The organism is Promicromonospora soli (assembly GCF_014653785.1).
Taxonomy (GTDB): domain Bacteria; phylum Actinomycetota; class Actinomycetes; order Actinomycetales; family Cellulomonadaceae; genus Promicromonospora; species Promicromonospora soli.
Genome location: NZ_BNAS01000004.1, coordinates 58,847 through 76,099 on the forward strand (window position 1 = coordinate 58,847; position 17,253 = coordinate 76,099).

The window sequence follows — 17,253 nt, forward strand, 5'->3', positions numbered from 1 at the left end:
CTGGTGAACCCCACGACGGACGAGCCGGACCCGCAGGTGGACCAGGAGACGCGCCGCGCGAACTTCGTGACCTACTACGACGCCGAGTCCGCGGACCGGGCCGAGCGGCCCATTCCGGAGTGGCGCACGGCCGCACGCCAAGAGTTCCTCGCCCGGCTCGCGAACGAGCAGCGCCGCACGGTGCTGGAGGTCGGTTGCGGCCCGGGCCATGACGGCAGGGCGATCACCGCCGCCGGCTTCACGTACGCCGGCGCGGACCTCTCCCCCGGAATGGTGGCGGTGGCACGCGCAACGGGCCTGGACGTGCGGGTCGCGTCAGCGACCGACCTGCCGTTCGACGACCACAGTTTCGACGCCGCATGGTCCATGAGCACCCTGATGCATCTGGACGACGCCGAGCTGGACCGGGCGCTGAACGAGATCGCCCGCGTGCTGGTTCCGGGCGGGCTCGTCGCGATCGGGATGTGGGGCGCGCGTGAGCTGACGGTCGGGCACGCGGCCGAGCTGGGCCAGGACTACGGTCCGCCCCGCTACTTCCACCGCCGCACGGACGCGGACGTCCGCGAGCGCCTCGGCGCGCACGGCACCATCGAGAGCTGGTGGACGCGTCCGAGCAGCCCAGGCAGCAGCCACCACTACCAGTACGCGGTGGTGCGTACCTCCAGATGTGCTCACGACCCCCGGACTGCGTGAGTGGTGCCCTCGGAGACTGCCCGGAGCTTGTCCGGGTTGGCCACGTTGTGGATCGTGGTGATGAGGCCGTCGCTGTCGAAGTCGAACGTCACCGTCGCGATCACGCGGCCTGCTCCGCGAAAGAGCATGCCCGGCCCGCCGTTGATCTCGACGAGCTCGGCGTTCATGTCGGCGGGCTCGACGCCCTGATAGGTCACCGTTCCGATCCTCGCGAACCAGGCCCCCACCGTGTCCGCACCGACCACCGGGCGCAGTGCCTGACGAACCTTGCCACCGCCGTCGGTCCACAGGGTGACGTCCGGGGAGAGCAGCTCCATCAGGGCATTGACGTCCCCGCCTGTCGCGGCCGCGAAGAACCGCTCGGTGGCCTGACGCTGCCGCGACCGGTCGGCGGCAAAGCGCGGCCGCCGGGCCCGCACGTGCTCGCGGGCCCGGTGCCCGGCCTGCCGGACGGCGGTCTCGGACCGTTCCACCGCCTCGGCGATCTCGGCGTAGCTGAAGTCGAATACCTCTCGCAGCACGAACACCGCGCGCTCCAGCGGGCTGAGCGTCTCCAGCACCACCAGCATCGCCATCGACACCGACTCGGCGTCCGTCACTGCCTCGGCGGCATCCGTGCCCGTGACTATCGGTTCTGGAAGCCACCGCCCCACGTAGGTCTCCCGCTTGTGCCGAGCAGATCGCAGGCGTTCGAGCGCAAGGTTGGACACGATCCTCGCCAGGTACGCCTTGGGATCGGCCACCTGCGAGCGGTCGGCGGCCGACCACTTGATCCAGGCGTCCTGGACCACGTCCTCGGCATCCGCCGCGGAGCCGAGAAATCGGTACGCCACCGCGAACAGCAGGTTCCGATGATGCTGGAACACCTGCTGGTCGGGGTCCGCAGGAAGACGGTTCACCGCTGCGCCCTGACCCGGGTGAAGCGACCGCCACGCGGCCAGAACGCAGCAGAGGCGGGCATCTTCTTCATGCGGCGGAAGGTCGGCCAGGGCGAGGCAGTCACGGTCTCCTTGTACCGTGCCGCCAGAGAGCCGGTCAGATGAGCACGCCGCGGGCTGTCGTCGGGGCGGGTGAACTGCACGACGGCGTCGTTCCGGCCCAGGCTCACCGGGGTGTGGTAGTAGCCGAAGCGGAACGGCTTCGGCTGCTTGCCGTTCAGCACGCGGACGATCGACACCGCGGCATGCACACCGGTGGGCATGCCGCCCTGGCAGGTGCCGTGCATGACGCCGTAGCCCTGGCGGACCGAGGCCGCGTCGCCCACCGCGTACACGTCGGGGTGCGACACAGATCGCAGAGCGGTGTCGGTGACGACGCGGCCGCGTTCGTCGACGGTCAGACCCGCCGCGGCTGCCAGCGGCGACGTCCGCGTGCCGCTGGTCCACAGGACCACGTCGGCGGACACCCTCTCCCCGCCCGCCAGCTCGACGGCGCCCGGCAGCACCTGCGCGATCTCGACCCCGCTGCGCACCTGGACGCCCAGCCGGTCGAGCGCGCCCTGGAGGTACGACCGGGCCTTGGTGTTCATGGCGGCACCAGGTTCCTGCCGGCCGAGCAGCAGGATGTCCAGCTCGGGGTACCGCTCGGCGATCTCCGCAGCGGACTCCACACCGGTCAGCCCGCTGCCGGCGACCACCACCGTGCCCCTGCCGAGCCGCGCCAGCCGGACGGCCAGTGCCTCGACGTCCTGCGCGCTGCTCAGGACGTACGCGTGGTCCTCGACGCCCGGCACCGCTGCCGTGTCCGGCACGCCGCCCAAGCCGTACACCAGCGTGTCGTAGTGCAGCACCCGGTCGTCGTCGACCCGCACCGTGCGTGCGTCCGCGTCCACGGCCGTCACCCAGCCGCACACGAGCTGCGCGCCCGTGCCGTCCAGCAGCTCCGGGATGCTCAGCTCCGCGAGCTCCTGCCTGGTCGCGGCCATGTGCAGCCGCAGCCGCTCCGTGAACCGCTCCTGTCCGTTGACCAGGGTGACCCGTACGTCCTGGCGCCGCCCGACCCGGGCCGCGAGCTGGACGGCTGCCGACAGGCCCGCGTACCCCGCTCCCAGGACCACGACGTGGTGGATGGTCGGTGTCCCCGCTTCGTGCCGTGCGCTCATTGCTCCGCCTTCTTTCTCTCGAAGTTGACACCCACGAGATGGGAGCAGGCACTTGGTTCGTGACATCGGGGTGATGTGACGCGCGGCACAGGACATGGCGTCAACCCGCCCCGTCCTAAACTCGCCTGGTGTTACGACTCAACCCCGAGCAGCTCGTCTTCGTCACCGAGCGCCACCTCGCGACCCTCACCACCCTCCGCCCCGACGGGACGCCGCACGTGGTCCCGGTCGCCTTCACCTGGGACGCCGACGCCGGGGTCGCGCGGATCACGACGAACCGCAACTCGTTCAAGGCCCGCCACGCCGTCGCCCTGCCCGACGGCAGCGCCCCGCGTGCCGCCCTCTGCCAGGTCGCGGGCGGCCGGTGGATCACCCTGGAGGGCACCATCGCCGTCAGCGAGGACGAGGCGGAGATCGCCGACGCCGTCGAGCGGTACGCGCGCCGCTACCGCCGGCTGGAGCCGAACCCTGAGCGCGTGGTGCTGCGCGTGACGGTCGACAAGGTGATGGCCTCGACCTACATGGCGTCCTGAGCGCAGGGTTGTGGGCGCGATCGTTGCGCCTACACGCCCGACTTAGGCGCAATGATCGCGCCCACAACCAAGTCAGCCGACCTTGGCCGACTCCTCGCCAGCCGGCATCAGCACGCTGACCAGGTCGCCGCGCACGAGCTGCCGGCCGCGGCGTGTCTCGACCTCGCCGTTGACCCGCACCTCGCCGTCGGCGATGAGGTCGCGGGCCTGTGCGCCGTCCTCGGCGAGGTCGGCGAGCTTCAGGAACTGACCCAGGCGGATGGCGTCGTCACGGATCGGGACCTCGGGAACGGACTCGGAATCGAACGCGAAGTTGGACACCACAGCATTGTCTCCCGGGCGCCGCCATAGACTGGCCGCGTGATCCAACGCATCGACCTGCGCGGCCGGCCCCTGGGCCGCCGCGCCCTCCTCGACGTCCTGCCCCGTGCCGAGGTCGGAGTGGACGAGGCAGTCCATGTGGTCGAGCCGCTGCTGCGCCAGGTCCGCGAGGGCGGCGCGGCAGCTCTGCGCGAGATCGCGCTGCGGTTGGACGGAGTCGCGCCCGAGCACCTGCGGGTCCCGGCCGAGGCGCTGACCAGCGCCCTCGAGAGCCTGACGCCGCTGGTGCGCGCCGGTCTGGCGGAGTCCATCCGCCGCGTCCGCCAGGTGCACGCCGCGCAGCTCCCCGCCGACCACCTGACCGAGCTCGCGCCGGGCGCCGTCGTGCGGCAGCGCTGGATCCCGGTCCAGCGCGTCGGCCTGTACGCGCCGGGCGGTCTGGCGGTGTACCCGTCGTCGGTGGTGATGAACGTCGTCGCGGCGCAGGAGGCGGGCGTGCCCGGACTGGCCGTGGCGTCCCCGCCGCAGAAGGACAACGGCGGCCTGCCGCACCCGACGATCCTCGCGGCGTGCGCCCTGCTGGGCGTGGACGAGGTCTACGCCGTCGGCGGCGCACAGGCCGTCGCCATGTTCGCCTTCGGGGCCACGGGCAGCGCGCCGCAGGACGGCGAGACGCTGTGCGAGCCCGTCGACGTCATCACCGGACCCGGCAACGTGTACGTCGCCGCGGCGAAGCGGCTGGTGCGCGGCGTCGTCGGGATCGACGCCGAGGCCGGGCCCACCGAGATCGCCGTCCTCGCCGACAGCACCGCCGACGCCGGGCACGTGGCCCTCGACCTCATCAGCCAGGCCGAGCACGACCCGATGGCGGCGTCCGTGCTGGTCACGGACTCGGCCGAGCTGGCGTCAGCCGTCGAGGCCCGGGTCATGGACCTCGCTTCGGCCACCAAGCACTCGACCCGCGTGGCGCGCTCCCTGGACGGTCCGCAGTCCGCGATCGTCCTGGTGGACGACGTCGACGCCGGGCTCGCCGTCGTCAACGCCTACGGCGCGGAGCACCTCGAGATCCAGACGGCCGACGCCGAGGCGGTCGCGGCGCGCGTGCACAGCGCGGGTGCGATCTTCGTGGGCCCGTGGTCGCCGGTGTCGCTGGGCGACTACATGGCCGGGTCGAACCACGTGCTGCCCACCGGTGGCACCGCGCACTTCGCGAGCGGCCTGGGCGTGCACAGCTTCCTCAAGTCGGTGCAGCAGATCGAGTACACCCGCGACGCCCTCGGCGAGCTCGCCGACCGCATCGTCGCCGTGGCCAACGACGAGGACCTGCCCGCGCACGGCGAGGCCGTGCGGGGCCGCTTCCACTAGCTCCTTGCTGTGGGCGCGATCTTTGCGGCCCGGCGCCCGTTTTAGGCGAAACGATCGCGCCCACAACAATGGCTGCGGATCTGACGGGGGGTTTGATCGGCGGGATTGGCTCGCGAACAGGTCAGAAACCGAACGTCAGGACGCGCGGCACCTCGGCGCCGTGGCGCCCGGCGTCGTGGACGGCGCGGAGCACGGCGAGCTCGTGCGGCACCACCGGCTCGGGCAGCGCGACGAACGGGAACCAGGCAAGGTCCGCCGCCTTGTGCGGCTCCTGGATCGACGGCGTCCCCGTCCAGCGGGTGACCTCGAACATGAAGTCGACGCGCTGCTCGATCGCGGGCCCCCGCGGTTCACCGCGGTGCAGGACCGTCAGCGGCCGGACGTCCTCCGCCGCCACGACCACACCGAGCTCCTCGCGGGCCTCCCGCACGGCGGTGTCGATCACCGACTCGCCCTCCTCGACATGCCCCGCGGCCGCGCACGCCCAGAACCCGTCGCGATAACCGGTGCCCTGCCGTAGCTGGAGCAGTACCTGCCCTTCGCGCCGGAAGTAGACGTAAGCCGCGGGCACGAGCGCGAACCGGTCGTGGTCCCTCTCGCTGTAGCGGTCGGTCCGGGGCACCGGCTCCGCGCCCGGGGCCCCGGTCATGACAGGCAGCCCTGCCCGAGCAGCGCCTTGAGGTCGCCGAACAGCGCGGGCGACTTCTCCACGCGCAGGCTGTCGGCGGCCCGCACGACGGTCTTCTTGCCCGGCTCGGCCACGGAGACGTGCACCTCCGCCGACCCCGGGTGCGTGGCGAGCACCTCGCGCAGCCGGATCATTACCGGCTCCACGGCCCGGCTGTGCGGCACCGTCACGGCCAGCGGCGAGTCGGACCCGACCGTGATGTCCGGCAGGGCCACCTCCATGGCCTGCAGCTGCATCGACTCGTCGCGGCGGCGCACCTTGCCGCGCAGCACTACGACCTGGTCCTCCGCGAGCATCGTGGAGTACGCGAGGTAGGTCTCGCCGAAGAACATGACCTCGACGGCGCCCTCCAGGTCCTCCACGATCACGGCGGCCCACGGGTTGCCGTTCTTGCTCATCTTGCGCTGCACCGAGGTGAGCAGGCCGGCCACGGTCACCACCGAGTTGTCCGGGCGGCTCTCGTCGGCGATCAGCGAAGCGATCGAGGTATCAGCAGCCCGCTGCAGCACGTGCTCCAGCCCGGACAGCGGGTGGTCGCTCACGTACAGGCCGAGCATCTCGCGCTCGAACTGCAGCTTCTGCTTCTTCTCCCAGTCCGGCAGGTCAGGGACCTCCACCGAGAAGCCCATGCCTCCGTCGTCGGACGAGCCGCCGAAGTCCGCGAACAGGTCGAACTGGCCTTCGGCCTCCTTGCGCTTCACGCTGATCACGGAGTCCACGGCCTGCTCGTGGACCACGAGCAGCGAGCGCCGTGTGTGCCCGAGCGAGTCGAACGCCCCGGCCTTGATGAGCGACTCGATCGTGCGCTTGTTGCAGACCGGCGCCGGGACCTTGTCGAGAAAGTCCTGGAACGACGTGAAGACGTCCTTGGCCTCACGGCTCTCCACGATCGCGTCCACCACGTTGCGGCCCACGTTCCGCACGCCGGTGAGCCCGAAGCGGATGTCGCCCTTGACCGCCGTGAACTTGGCGGCGGAGTCGTTGACGTCCGGCGGGAGCACCGTGATGCCCATACGACGGCACTCGTTGAGGTAGAGCGCCATCTTGTCCTTGTTGTCGCCAACGGACTGCAGCAGGGCGGCCATGTACTCGGCCGGGTAGTTCGCCTTGAGGTAGGCGGTCCAGTACGCGACGAGTCCGTAGCCCGCGGAGTGCGCCTTGTTGAACGCGTACCCGGCGAACGGGACCAGCGTGTCCCAGACCGCCTTGATCGCGCCGGCGCTGTAGCCCTTCTCCTTGGCGCCCTTCTCGAAGTTGACGTACTCCTTGGCCAGCACCTCGGGCTTCTTCTTGCCCATGGCGCGACGAAGCAGGTCGGCCTGGCCGAGCGTGTAGCCGGCCATGATCTGGGCGGCGCGCTGCACCTGCTCCTGGTAGACGATCAGGCCGTAGGTCTCGTCGAGGATCTCCGCGAACGGCTCGACGACCTCCGGGTGGATCGCCTCGATCTGCTGCTGCCCGTTCTTGCGCAGCGCGTAGTTGATGTGCGAGTTCATGCCCATCGGCCCGGGCCGGTACAGGGCGATGACGGCGGAGACGTCCTCGAAGTTGTCGGGCCGCATCTGCCGCAGCAGGGAGCGCATCGCCCCGCCGTCGAGCTGGAACACGCCGAGCGTGTTGCCGCTGGCGAGCAGCTCGTAGGTGGCCTTGTCGTCGAGTGCGACGTTCTCGATGTCTACCGGGTCCTTGCCGTTCATCACGATGTTCTCGAGCGCGTCGTCGAGGATCGTGAGGTTGCGCAGGCCCAGGAAGTCCATCTTGATCAGGCCGAGGCCCTCGGACGTCGGGTAGTCGAACTGCGTGATCACCGCGCCGTCCTGCGGGCGCTTCATGATCGGGATGATGTCGATCAGCGGGTCGCTCGACATGATGACGCCGGCTGCGTGCACGCCCCACTGCCGCTTCAGGCCCTCGATACCGCGCGCGAGCTCGACGACGCGCTGCGCCTCGGGGTCGGTGTCGTGCACCTGCCGGAACTCGGCGGCCTCCGAGTACCGCTTGTCCTTGGGGTCGAAGATGCCGCCCAGGGAGATGTCCTTGCCCATGACGGCCGGCGGCATCGCCTTGGTGAGCTTCTCTCCCATGGCGTAGGGCATGCCGAGCAGACGCGCGGAGTCCTTGAGGGCCTGCTTGGCCTTGATGGTGCCGTAGGTGACGATCATGGCCACCCGGTCGTCGCCGTACTTCTCCGTGACGTACCTGATTGCCTCACCGCGCCGGCGCTCGTCGAAGTCGACGTCGACGTCGGGCATGGAGACGCGCTCCGGGTTGAGGAACCGCTCGAAGATCAGGCCGTGCTCCAGCGGGTCGAGCTCGGTGATACCCATCAGGTAGGAGACCATCGACCCGGCGGCCGAGCCGCGCCCCGGTCCCACGCGGATGCCCTGCTTCTTGGACCAGTTGATGAAGTCGGCGACCACGAGGAAGTACCCCGGGAAGCCCATCTGGATGATGACCTCGACCTCGTAGTCGGCCTGCTTGCGCACCGCGTCGGAGTAGCCGTTCGGGTACCGGCGGAGCAGGCCGGCCTCGACCTCCTTGATGAACCACGAGATCTCGTCCTCGCCCTCGGGGACGGGGAACCGAGGCATGTAGTTGGCCGAGGTGTCGAAGGAGACCTCGCACTGCTCGGCGATGAGCAGCGTGTTGTCGCACGCCTCGGGGAGCTCCCTGAAGACCTTCCGCATCTCGGCTGCGGACTTCACGTAGTAGCCCGAGCCGTCGAACTTGAACCGGTTCGGGTCGTCCAGCGTGGACCCGGAGTTGATTGCCAGGAGCGCCTCCTGGCTGGTCGCGTCCTCCTCGCGCACGTAGTGCAGGTCGTTCGTGGCCACCAGCTTCGCGCCGATCGTCTTGGCCAGCTCGAGGAGCTCCTTGGTCACGCGGGTCTCGATGTCGAGCCCGTGGTCCATCAGCTCGACGTAGTAGTTCTCCTTGCCGAAGATCTCCTGCAGCTCGCCGGCGTGCCGGACCGCCTCGTCCCACTGGCCGAGCCGCAGCCGCGTCTGGACCTCGCCCGACGGGCAGCCGGTCGTCGCGATGAGCCCGTCGGAGTACTTCTCCAGCAGGTCCCGGTCCATGCGGGGCCACTTGCCCATCTGGCCCTCCAGGGAGGCCAGGGACGACGCCCGGAACAGGTTGTGCATGCCGGTGTTGTTCTTGCTCAGCAGCGTCATGTGGGTGTACGCACCGCGCGCCGACACGTCGTCGGACTCCTGGCCCGCCTCGCCGTAGCGGACACGCGTCTGGTCGAACCTGCTGGTACCCGGCGTGACGTACGCCTCGACGCCGATGATCGGCTTGATGCCCGCCCTCTGCGCCTGTGCCCAGAACTCGTGCGCCCCGAACAGATACCCGTGGTCAGTGGTCGCGATGGCGCGCTGCCCCTGCCGCGCGACCTCCTCCATGAGGTCGCCGATCCGCGCCGCGCCGTCCAGCATCGAGAACTCGGTGTGGACGTGCAGGTGGACGAAGTCGTCGGTCTTCTCAGCGGAGGCGGTGGGCATGCGGCGAGTCTAAATCGAGCCACCGACACTCTCGCCCAGCAACGCCGAGCGGAACCTCACATCACCTGTACGCGCCACGCACGACGTCCAGGGCCGCCGCGAGATCGGCCGGATACTCCGACTCGACCTCGACCCAGCGCCCCGTCGTCGGGTGCTCGAAGCCCAGGCGGCGCGCGTGCAGCCACTGCCGCGTCAGCCCCACCTTGGACGCCAGCACGGGGTCCGCGCCGTAGGTGAGATCCCCCACGAGCGGGTGACGCAGCGCCGCGAAGTGCACCCGGATCTGGTGGGTGCGCCCGGTCTCCAGGTGCACCTCCAGCAGCGAGGCCGCCGACAGCATCTCGAGCGTCTCGTAGTGCGTCACCGACGGCTTGCCCTCAGCCGTCACCGCGAACTTCCAGTCCGCGGTCGGGTGCCGGCCGATGGGCGCGTCGATGGTGCCCGACGTCGGGTCCGGGTGGCCCTGGGCGAGCGCGTGGTAGACCTTGTCGACGGTGCGCTCCTTGAAGGCGCGCTTCAGCCCCGTGTACGCGAGCTCAGACTTCGCGACGACCATCAGGCCGGACGTCCCGACGTCGAGCCGGTGCACGATCCCCTGGCGCTCGGCGGCGCCCGACGTCGACACGCGGTACCCCGCCGCGACCAGCGCCCCCACCACGGTGGGTCCGGTCCAGCCCGGCGACGGGTGCGCCGCCACGCCGACCGGCTTGTCGATCACGACCACGTCGTCGTCGTCGTACACGATGCCCATGCCCGGCACCGGCTCCGCCACGACCTCGACGGCGGGCCGTTCCTCGGGCATGTCCACCTCGAGCCAGCCGCCGGGGCCAACCCGGTCCGACTTGCCCACCAGGCGGCCGTCCAGGCGCACGGCGCCCGCCTCGGCGAGCTCCGCCGCCCGCGTCCGCGAGAAGCCCAGCATGCGGGCCAGCGCGGCGTCGACACGGTCGCCTGCGAGCCCGTCGGGGACGGGCAGCGTCCGCAGCGCCATCAGGCGGGGTCGCTCTGGTCGCCGGCCGGCTCGTCGCCCGTGCCGCGCTCGTCGGTGTGGCGCTTGCCGTCCAGGCCGATGCCCCGCAGCGACAGCACCGCGATGAGCCCGGCCGCCGTGACGACGGCGATGTCGGCGACGTTGCCGACGAAGAAGCCCGCGTAGTCGATGAAGTCCACGACATGGCCGCGCGCGAACCCGGGCTCCCGAGCCAGGCGGTCCACGAGGTTCCCGACGGCGCCCCCGAGCAGCAGGCCGAGCGCGACGGCCCAGCCGCGCGACCCGAGCCGCCCGATCGCGCGGACGATGAACACGACGACGACCGTCACGACGATGGTGAGGATCCACGTATAGCCCGAGGCGATCGACAGGGCCGCACCCGGGTTGTAGATCAGGCGCAGCTGCAGCAGCTCGCCCAGGAGCGGGACCGGGTCGCCGCCCTCGGTCAGGGCGGACTCGGCCCACCACTTGGTCAGCTGGTCGGCGGCCAGCACGAAGCCCGCGAGCACGCCGGTCCAGGCAACGAGCGCACGGCTGCCCGACCGCGCGGGCGTGGCCGAAGGCGCTGGCACGTCCGACGGCGCGGGCGTGGCTGCGGGATTCGTCTCGCCGTCGGCCACGGCGGAGGGTTCAGCGGGAGTAGACATCAGACAAAGTCTCCCATGCCCCAGGCGGTACCCGGCTCTCGCAGCCCGTCGCCGGACGCCGAGCCGGACCCCCGCCCAGACGGCACATCGAGCTCACGCCAGAAGCTCCCGTCGACCGACGCACTGAATGCAGACAGCACGGGTGCACATAAAGCAGCGAGACCCTTTCCCGGAAATCCGGGAAAGGGCCTCACGCGGTGCGAGGTTCTCGCCACGGAGCGACACACACGTTGTTGAGGGCGTCGGTGACCGCGCCGTCGGCACCGAGCTCTTGGTCGCCGTCGCTGCAGGCCTTCACTCTCGACGGGCATCGGGCGGGGTGAAATTTGCCCAGTCAGTCGGAACGCATCGAAGTGCAGAGCGGGCCTGGGGAAATGCGGCATTCCGGATCGATACAAATGCAAGGTGCCAGGAATGCCCGTAATTCAGACATCACAGCGTTGATATCCGCTCCGGGGTCCCGTGCGGCGCCGTCGACGCACCTGCCTCATGCTCCGCGACGCTCCTCGCGCGCCTTGGCCTCGACCGAGAGCGTGGCCCGCGGGAAGGCCTGCAGGCGTGCCTTGCCGATCGGCCGGTCCGTGAGCTCGCACGTCGCGTAGGTGCCCTTGCGGATGCGGTCCAGAGCGTGGTTGGTCTGGTCCAGGAGGTCGCGCATGTTGTTGACGAGCGTCAGCTCCTGCTCGCGCTCCAGCGCGCTCGAACCGTAGTCCGCCTGATCGTCGCCGGCGCCGTCACCAGAGTTCCGGAGCAGGTCCGACAGCTCCTTGTCGGCAGCGAGCAGCTCGCGCTCCAGCCGCTCCTTGTCTTCCAGCAGCAGCGCAGCCAGCTCTTCGGCCTCGCGCACGGTCCAGGGTTCTTCACCGTCGCGGACGGGAAACTTCTTCACGTCTCGTGTCAGGTTCGGGAACTCCTGCTTGATCGCGGCTCGCGTCGCAGTCGAGATCTTGGTCATGGGTTCCCCTTCGCGGTCGCCCCCGGTGGTCAAGTTCACGAAGCGTAAGCACAAGCGGCCAGACGCACAACGGGGCACGCCGATGTGGCGTGCCCCAATGATGTACGCACCTGGCGTGTCGCGCGCGGCGGCCGGGCGTGAGGTGGGGACGCCCGGCCGCCGTGCTCGACGGAGTGCTGCTGTCAGATCCCCTGAGCCATCTCGGCCGGGCGGCCGGACTGCTGGTTGTTCCGCGGCGGCAGGGCCGACCCGCGTGCGTCGAGATCGCCGAGCAGATTCTGCAGGAAGCTCTTCAGACGCGTGCGGTAGTCACGCTCGAACAGGCGCAGCTCGTCGATCTTGCGCTCCAGCAGCGAACGCTCCTGCTCGAGCTGGGAGAGCGTGCGGTGCGATGTCTCCTCGGCGTCGCGCACGATGCGCGCACCCTCGGTCTTGGCCTCCGTGATGAGGCGGTCGCCCTCCTCCTGGCCGGAGCGCACGTAGTCGTCGTGCAGCTTCTGGGCCAGCTGGAGCATCCCGGTCGCCGACTCGGGCTCCGGGCCGTTGCCCTTGGGGCCTGCGGGGCCTGTCGGCATGACGGGCGCCGCGACCGGCGCGGCCTGTGCGCGAGCGGGGGCCGCGGCGTCGTTGCGCGACAGCTCGGCGATGCGCCGCTCGGCGGCGGCGACCTTCTGCCGGAGCCCCTCGTTCTCCTCCTGGACGTTGGTCAGTGTCCGCACGACCTCGTCGAGGAAGTCGTCGACCTCCTCGACGTCGTATCCCTCGCGGAACTTCGTCGCGGAGAACTTCTTGTTGAGGATGTCCTCTGCAGTGAGCAGTGCCATCGTGTCACCTCGAAAGTTGGAACGTAGGAACGCAGTACTTTGACGTCGGCGCTGCCCAGCCGCGCCCCCTCCGTCGAAGCCCACGGTAGCGGACGACATCGACGTGAGACAGCGGGAGCACCGCCGGGCACGATTTCCTCACAGAGTGTGCCGCGTCACCCCAGGTCATATCCATGCGCAGGTCAACGTTTCCGCGCGCCTCACCGGACGATGCCAATCAGGCCCGCCTTGAACCGGCACAGATTCATTACGTACCCGGTCGGTACTAGAGCTGACCGATGATTGTCGAGAGCAGCGAGACGCCGAAGAACAGGACGATGAAAGCGAGGTCCAGCTGGACCTGACCCAGCCGCAACGGCGGGATCAGGCGCCGCAGAAACCTCAGCGGCGGGTCGGTGACGGTGTAGATCGCCTCCGCGACCACGAGCAGCACGCCACGTGGCCGCCAGTCCCGGGCGAAGAACTGCACCCAGTCGAAGATAAGCCGTCCGATGAGGAACAGCAGGAAGAGCCACAGCACGAAGCCGATGAAGTCCCAGATCACAAGGGACAACCTAACCTGTCCGGGCCGGGAAGAACGTGAAATGCCCAAACATGGGTGAGGGACGCCCGCCGCAGCGACCGCCCCTCAGCCATGTTCGGTTGTGTTCACGATCAGCTCTGGTTGTAGAAGCCGCCGCGTCCGTTCGGCTTCTCGGTGGCCACCTGCTCCTCGGCCGCGATCTCCACGTGCTCGGGTGAGAGCAGGAAGACCTTGTTGGTCACTCGCTCGATCGAGCCGTGCAGACCGAAGATCAGGCCGGCGGAGAAGTCGACCAGGCGCTTGGCGTCGGCGTCGTCCATGTCGGAGAGGTTCATGATGACGGGGGTTCCGGCGCGGAAGGCCTCGCCGATACTCCGTGCGTCGTTGTACGACCGCGGGTGCACCGTCGTGATGCGGCGCAGATCCGAGGAGGACAGGGCCTCACGCGGTACACCGTCGCGGTGCAGCGGCGTGACCTGTGCGTGCCGGTGATCCTCCACGTTTTCCTCCAGGCCCTCGTCGTACTCGTCGAGGTAGTCCTGCTCGCCCTGATCGTCGGCGAGGCCCAGATACAGCATGGTCTTGCGAAGCGCTCCGGCCATCGCTCATTCTCCGTTCGTCGCCTGCTGTGCGTCCTTCTGTCGGTGTCCACCGGGCCCGTACAACAGGTCCGACCTTGACCCCTCTGCGAGGTCGCCTTGACAAAAGTAGCCCGGCGCAATCCGACCCGGAAGCGCGACACGCCGTGCCACGAACAACTTTGCCAAAGTTGTTCAGCGAATGCTCGCTAAAAACGACATCAATGTGATTTCGCAGGTCAGGAGCGCGACCGTCGGCGTGTCGCGCTCTTCCGGGCGTGGCGAGAACGGTCATACCAACGCGATGATGCCCGCCTGGCGCCCAGTTGTGGTACCCGCCGCGACGGCGCGGCGGTGCGAGAACAGGTCAGGATCCTCGAACGTGCAGCGCTCCACTCGCGTCGCCGCGACGCCACGCGCAGCGAGCTGGGCGACCACCCCGGAGGGCAGGTCGAGCCCGGGTGTGCCGGCGCGGGTCGTGGCAAAGGTCTCGGGCACGGCCGCGGCCACCTCGTCGCGCATCGCGGCGGGCACCTCGTAGCACCGCCCGCACACCGCGGGCCCGACGGCGGCGCGTACGCGCGCCGGGTCGGCACCCCGGGCGACCAGCGCGTCCAGCGCGCGGTGCACCACACCGGCCAGCACACCCTTGCGCCCCGCATGCGCCACCGCGACCACCCGCGCCTCCGGGTCGGCCAGCAGGACGGGTACGCAGTCCGCGACCAGGACGCCGAGGCCCAGCCCGCGCTCGGCGGTGACGAGCGCGTCGCCCTCCCCCGCGGACCCCGGCGGCGGGTGCGCGGCCCAGCGCACACGCTCGGCCGCACCCAGCTCGATGACGGTGTCACCGTGGACCTGGGTGGCGAACGCCACGGGCGCGCCGAGCCGCTCGGCGGCCAGGGACCGGTTGACCGCTACCCGGGCGGCGTCGTCGGACACGTTCAGCCCCAGGTTCAGGCCGCTGCCGGCCGCCGTCGCCCAGGGGGCCGGGGAGACGCCGCCCGCGCCGGTCGTGAAGAAGGCGTGCACCCCGTCGCCAAGATCCACGGGGTGCACGCCTGCAAGAGTCCGGGTATCGCTCACGACTGTGAGAGTACCCGGCCGGTCACTTCAGGAAGTCAGGGACGTCCAGGTCCTCCGACGACGTCCGGCGCGGGTTCTCGTCGTACAGCGGCGGGACCTCCACCCGCTCGCCGCGCTCGCGCGGGACGTCCTGCCGGTTGAACGAGCCCTGCACCACGACGGCCGGCTCGTCCAGCGTGCGCGGCACGTCGTCCGAGCCCTCGTCGTCGATCACGCGAGGCAGCGTCGACACGGGGGCGGGCTGCGGCGCCGGCGGGACCGACGGCGGCATGCCGTTCGCGTTGTAGTGCTCGGGCGCCCGGCGGGCGGCGTCCGACACGTCGGGCAGCGGAACCGGCGCAGTGGCGGGGCTGCGCATGGCAGCCACCGCACCGGCCCCGACCGCACCAGCTACCTGGCCGAGCGCCCGGTGGTCCTTGCGCTCCTTGGGCAGCCCGCCGTCGAAGCCCGCGGCGATGACGGTGACCCGCACCTCGTCGCCCAGGGCGTCGTCGATGACCGTACCGAAGATGATGTTCGCCTCGGGGTGCGCGGCCTCCTGCACCAGGCGGGCGGCCTCGTGCACCTCGAAGAGGCCCAGGTCGCTACCACCCTGGATCGACAGCAGCACGCCGTGCGCACCGTCGATCGACGCCTCGAGCAGCGGCGACGAGATGGCCAGCTCGGCCGCCTGCACCGCGCGGTCCTCGCCCCGTGCCGAGCCGATGCCCATGAGCGCCGAACCCGCCCCCTGCATGACCGACTTCACGTCCGCGAAGTCGAGATTGATCAGGCCGGGGGTCGTGATGAGGTCCGTGATGCCCTGCACGCCGGAGTGCAGGACCTGGTCCGCCGAGTGGAACGCGGCGATCGCGGACACGTTCCGGTCCGACATCGACAGGAGCCGGTCGTTCGGGATCACGATCAGCGTGTCGACCTCGTCGCGGAGGTTCTCGATGCCGCTCTCGGCCTGCACCGCGCGGCGGCGGCCCTCGAACGTGAACGGACGCGTCACCACGCCGACGGTCAGCGCGCCGAGCGAGCGCGCGATGCGCGCCACCACCGGAGCGCCGCCCGTGCCGGTACCGCCGCCCTCGCCCGCGGTGACGAAGACCATGTCGGCGCCGCGCAGGACGTCCTCGATCTCCTCGGCGTGGTCCTCGGCGGCCTTCTTGCCGACCTCAGGGTCCGCGCCGGCACCGAGGCCGCGCGTGAGCTCGCGCCCCACGTCCAGCTTGACGTCGGCGTCCGACATCAGGAGCGCCTGCGCGTCTGTGTTGATCGCGATGAACTCGACGCCCTTGAGGCCGACCTCGATCATGCGGTTGACGGCGTTCACACCACCGCCGCCGATGCCGACCACCTTGATCACTGCCAGGTAGTTCTGCGGAGTTGCCACGTCGTCGCCTTTCGATTCGGGTCCCGAGTCCCGACTCTCGTCCCTCCCAAGTCTCAGGTTGAGGTAGAGGGTTAGAGTTATGTCAGGTTGGTGCTGAGTCCGACGGTAGGTGCGCCGTCGAGGTGTGTCGAAGACATCGTTGCGCGTGTCGCGCACCGATGCACGCGAGAATCACACTGATGTGGTTCCCGGGTCAGCTGGTGACCGGCAGGCCGGGCGACGACACGTCGATGGTCGTCGCCGAGGGCTCGGCCCGCAGCAGCGTCTGCGCGACCCTGATCTTGAGCGGCACCTGCGCGCCGCTCCCCCACCGGATCACCCGTCCGTCGGACAGGGTGGTGCGCACGTCGTCCTGGGTCGCGGCGCTCACCGTCCGGATGTCCGCCGACAGCGTCGGCGGCAGCGCGCCCAGCACCTCGAGGGCCGCGTCCAGGGCGCGACGGCCGGGCTCGGCGTCGGAGAGCGGGACCACTATCGACGGCAGGTTCTCCGGGACGTCCTCCGCGGTGCCGACGCGTACGCCTTCGGCGTCCATCAGGGCGTACACGTCGCCGGGCTGCGGTACCGCCGCCACCGGTTCGCGCGACGTGAGGACCACGTCCAGCCCGTCCGGCCAGGCCCGCGTGATCCGCACGTCCTTGACGGCGTTCATCGCGAGGATCTCCTCGCGCAGGCCTACGGTGTCGATCCGCGGCAGCGGCACGCCGGCCTCGTCCTTCGCGGCCGCGCGCACCTGTCCGACGTCGACGGTGGTGCCCTGACCGCTGACCCGGACCTGCTGCGGGTCGAGCGCCAGCAGCGACGAGAAGAACGTCACCCACACCAGTCCGGCGACGACTGCCGCGGCCAGGAGCGTCCAGCCGATCCGGCGCCATACGCGGTAGCGGGCCATCGCCGTGCGTTCGGCGAGGCGGTCGGCCAGCTGGTCCGAGACGACGCCGTCCCGGATGCCCGACGACGGCTCGCGGCCGGCCTCGGGGCGGCTCGCCGGTGCCGGTGTCCGGGCCTGCCGCCGCTGGGCGAACCGCTGCTCGGCCGGCTGCTGCTCCGCGGACGTCTCCCGGCCG

Annotated in this window: 17 protein-coding genes; 3 read left to right on the top strand and 14 right to left on the bottom strand. The window is 70.3% G+C overall.

What is annotated here, in order from left to right; genetic code table 11:
• Window positions 1-3: 3 nt before the first annotated feature.
• Window positions 4-693 (top strand): class I SAM-dependent methyltransferase, encoded by a 690-nt coding sequence (locus IE250_RS13380; RefSeq protein WP_308434134.1) that lies wholly within the window; start codon window positions 4-6, stop codon window positions 691-693.
• Here IE250_RS13380 and IE250_RS13385 read toward each other — a convergent pair.
• Complete coding sequence (locus IE250_RS13385) at window positions 672-1,592, bottom strand: RNA polymerase sigma-70 factor (protein WP_189669803.1); 921 nt, start codon at window positions 1,590-1,592, stop codon at window positions 672-674. The two genes, IE250_RS13380 and IE250_RS13385, sit on opposite strands and share 22 nt — an antisense overlap.
• Window positions 1,589-2,794, bottom strand: a complete 1,206-nt coding sequence (locus tag IE250_RS13390; protein ID WP_189669804.1) for an NAD(P)/FAD-dependent oxidoreductase — start codon at window positions 2,792-2,794, stop codon at window positions 1,589-1,591. Before IE250_RS13390 ends, IE250_RS13385 begins: the two co-directional genes overlap by 4 nt.
• A gap of 128 nt (window positions 2,795-2,922) precedes the next feature.
• Between IE250_RS13390 and IE250_RS13395 the strand changes: the two genes are divergently transcribed.
• Window positions 2,923-3,327 carry a pyridoxamine 5'-phosphate oxidase family protein gene (locus IE250_RS13395; RefSeq protein WP_189669805.1) on the top strand — a complete coding sequence of 135 codons (405 nt, stop codon included), beginning with the start codon at window positions 2,923-2,925 and terminating at the stop codon, window positions 3,325-3,327.
• 72 nt (window positions 3,328-3,399) lie between these two features.
• On the opposite strand, the gene IE250_RS13400 is transcribed toward IE250_RS13395, so the two are convergent.
• A complete protein-coding gene (locus IE250_RS13400; RefSeq protein WP_189669806.1) occupies window positions 3,400-3,648 on the bottom strand; it encodes an RNA-binding S4 domain-containing protein in 249 nt (82 codons plus the stop codon).
• Window positions 3,649-3,687: 39 nt separating this feature from the next.
• On the opposite strand from IE250_RS13400, the gene hisD reads away from it, so the two are divergent.
• Window positions 3,688-5,013: a histidinol dehydrogenase gene (gene hisD / locus IE250_RS13405; protein ID WP_189669807.1), complete on the top strand. Its 1,326-nt coding sequence runs from the start codon at window positions 3,688-3,690 to the stop codon at window positions 5,011-5,013.
• A gap of 121 nt (window positions 5,014-5,134) precedes the next feature.
• Here hisD and IE250_RS13410 read toward each other — a convergent pair whose 3' ends face one another.
• The 11 genes from IE250_RS13410 to IE250_RS13460 form a co-directional block, all read right to left on the bottom strand.
• Entirely contained in the window at window positions 5,135-5,662 is a 528-nt protein-coding gene (locus tag IE250_RS13410) for an NUDIX hydrolase (RefSeq protein ID WP_189669808.1), read from the bottom strand.
• Window positions 5,659-9,207 (bottom strand): DNA polymerase III subunit alpha, encoded by a 3,549-nt coding sequence (gene dnaE / locus IE250_RS13415; RefSeq protein ID WP_189669809.1) that lies wholly within the window; start codon window positions 9,205-9,207, stop codon window positions 5,659-5,661. Before dnaE ends, IE250_RS13410 begins: the two co-directional genes overlap by 4 nt.
• A gap of 61 nt (window positions 9,208-9,268) precedes the next feature.
• Window positions 9,269-10,198: an RluA family pseudouridine synthase gene (locus IE250_RS13420; protein ID WP_189669810.1), complete on the bottom strand. Its 930-nt coding sequence runs from the start codon at window positions 10,196-10,198 to the stop codon at window positions 9,269-9,271.
• Window positions 10,198-10,845: a signal peptidase II gene (locus IE250_RS13425; RefSeq protein WP_189669811.1), complete on the bottom strand. Its 648-nt coding sequence runs from the start codon at window positions 10,843-10,845 to the stop codon at window positions 10,198-10,200. The genes IE250_RS13420 and IE250_RS13425 overlap by 1 nt, the downstream gene beginning before the upstream one ends.
• Before the next feature lie 487 nt (window positions 10,846-11,332).
• Entirely contained in the window at window positions 11,333-11,800 is a 468-nt protein-coding gene (locus IE250_RS13430; RefSeq protein WP_189669812.1) for a TraR/DksA family transcriptional regulator, read from the bottom strand.
• 182 nt (window positions 11,801-11,982) lie between these two features.
• Window positions 11,983-12,624, bottom strand: a complete 642-nt coding sequence (locus IE250_RS13435) for a DivIVA domain-containing protein (RefSeq protein ID WP_189669813.1) — start codon at window positions 12,622-12,624, stop codon at window positions 11,983-11,985.
• Between the two features lie 265 nt (window positions 12,625-12,889).
• Window positions 12,890-13,168 carry a YggT family protein gene (locus tag IE250_RS13440; protein ID WP_373301685.1) on the bottom strand — a complete coding sequence of 93 codons (279 nt, stop codon included), beginning with the start codon at window positions 13,166-13,168 and terminating at the stop codon, window positions 12,890-12,892.
• Window positions 13,169-13,278: 110 nt separating this feature from the next.
• Window positions 13,279-13,749, bottom strand: coding sequence for a cell division protein SepF (locus IE250_RS13445; RefSeq protein ID WP_189669815.1), 471 nt, complete (start codon window positions 13,747-13,749; stop codon window positions 13,279-13,281).
• A 267-nt stretch (window positions 13,750-14,016) separates the two neighbouring features.
• Window positions 14,017-14,808, bottom strand: coding sequence for a peptidoglycan editing factor PgeF (gene pgeF, locus IE250_RS13450; RefSeq protein WP_229872436.1), 792 nt, complete (start codon window positions 14,806-14,808; stop codon window positions 14,017-14,019).
• 22 nt (window positions 14,809-14,830) lie between these two features.
• Entirely contained in the window at window positions 14,831-16,186 is a 1,356-nt protein-coding gene (ftsZ, locus tag IE250_RS13455) for a cell division protein FtsZ (RefSeq protein ID WP_189669816.1), read from the bottom strand.
• 193 nt (window positions 16,187-16,379) lie between these two features.
• Window positions 16,380-17,253 (bottom strand): cell division protein FtsQ/DivIB (locus IE250_RS13460; RefSeq protein WP_189669817.1); only part of this gene is annotated, 874 nt, incomplete at its 5' end.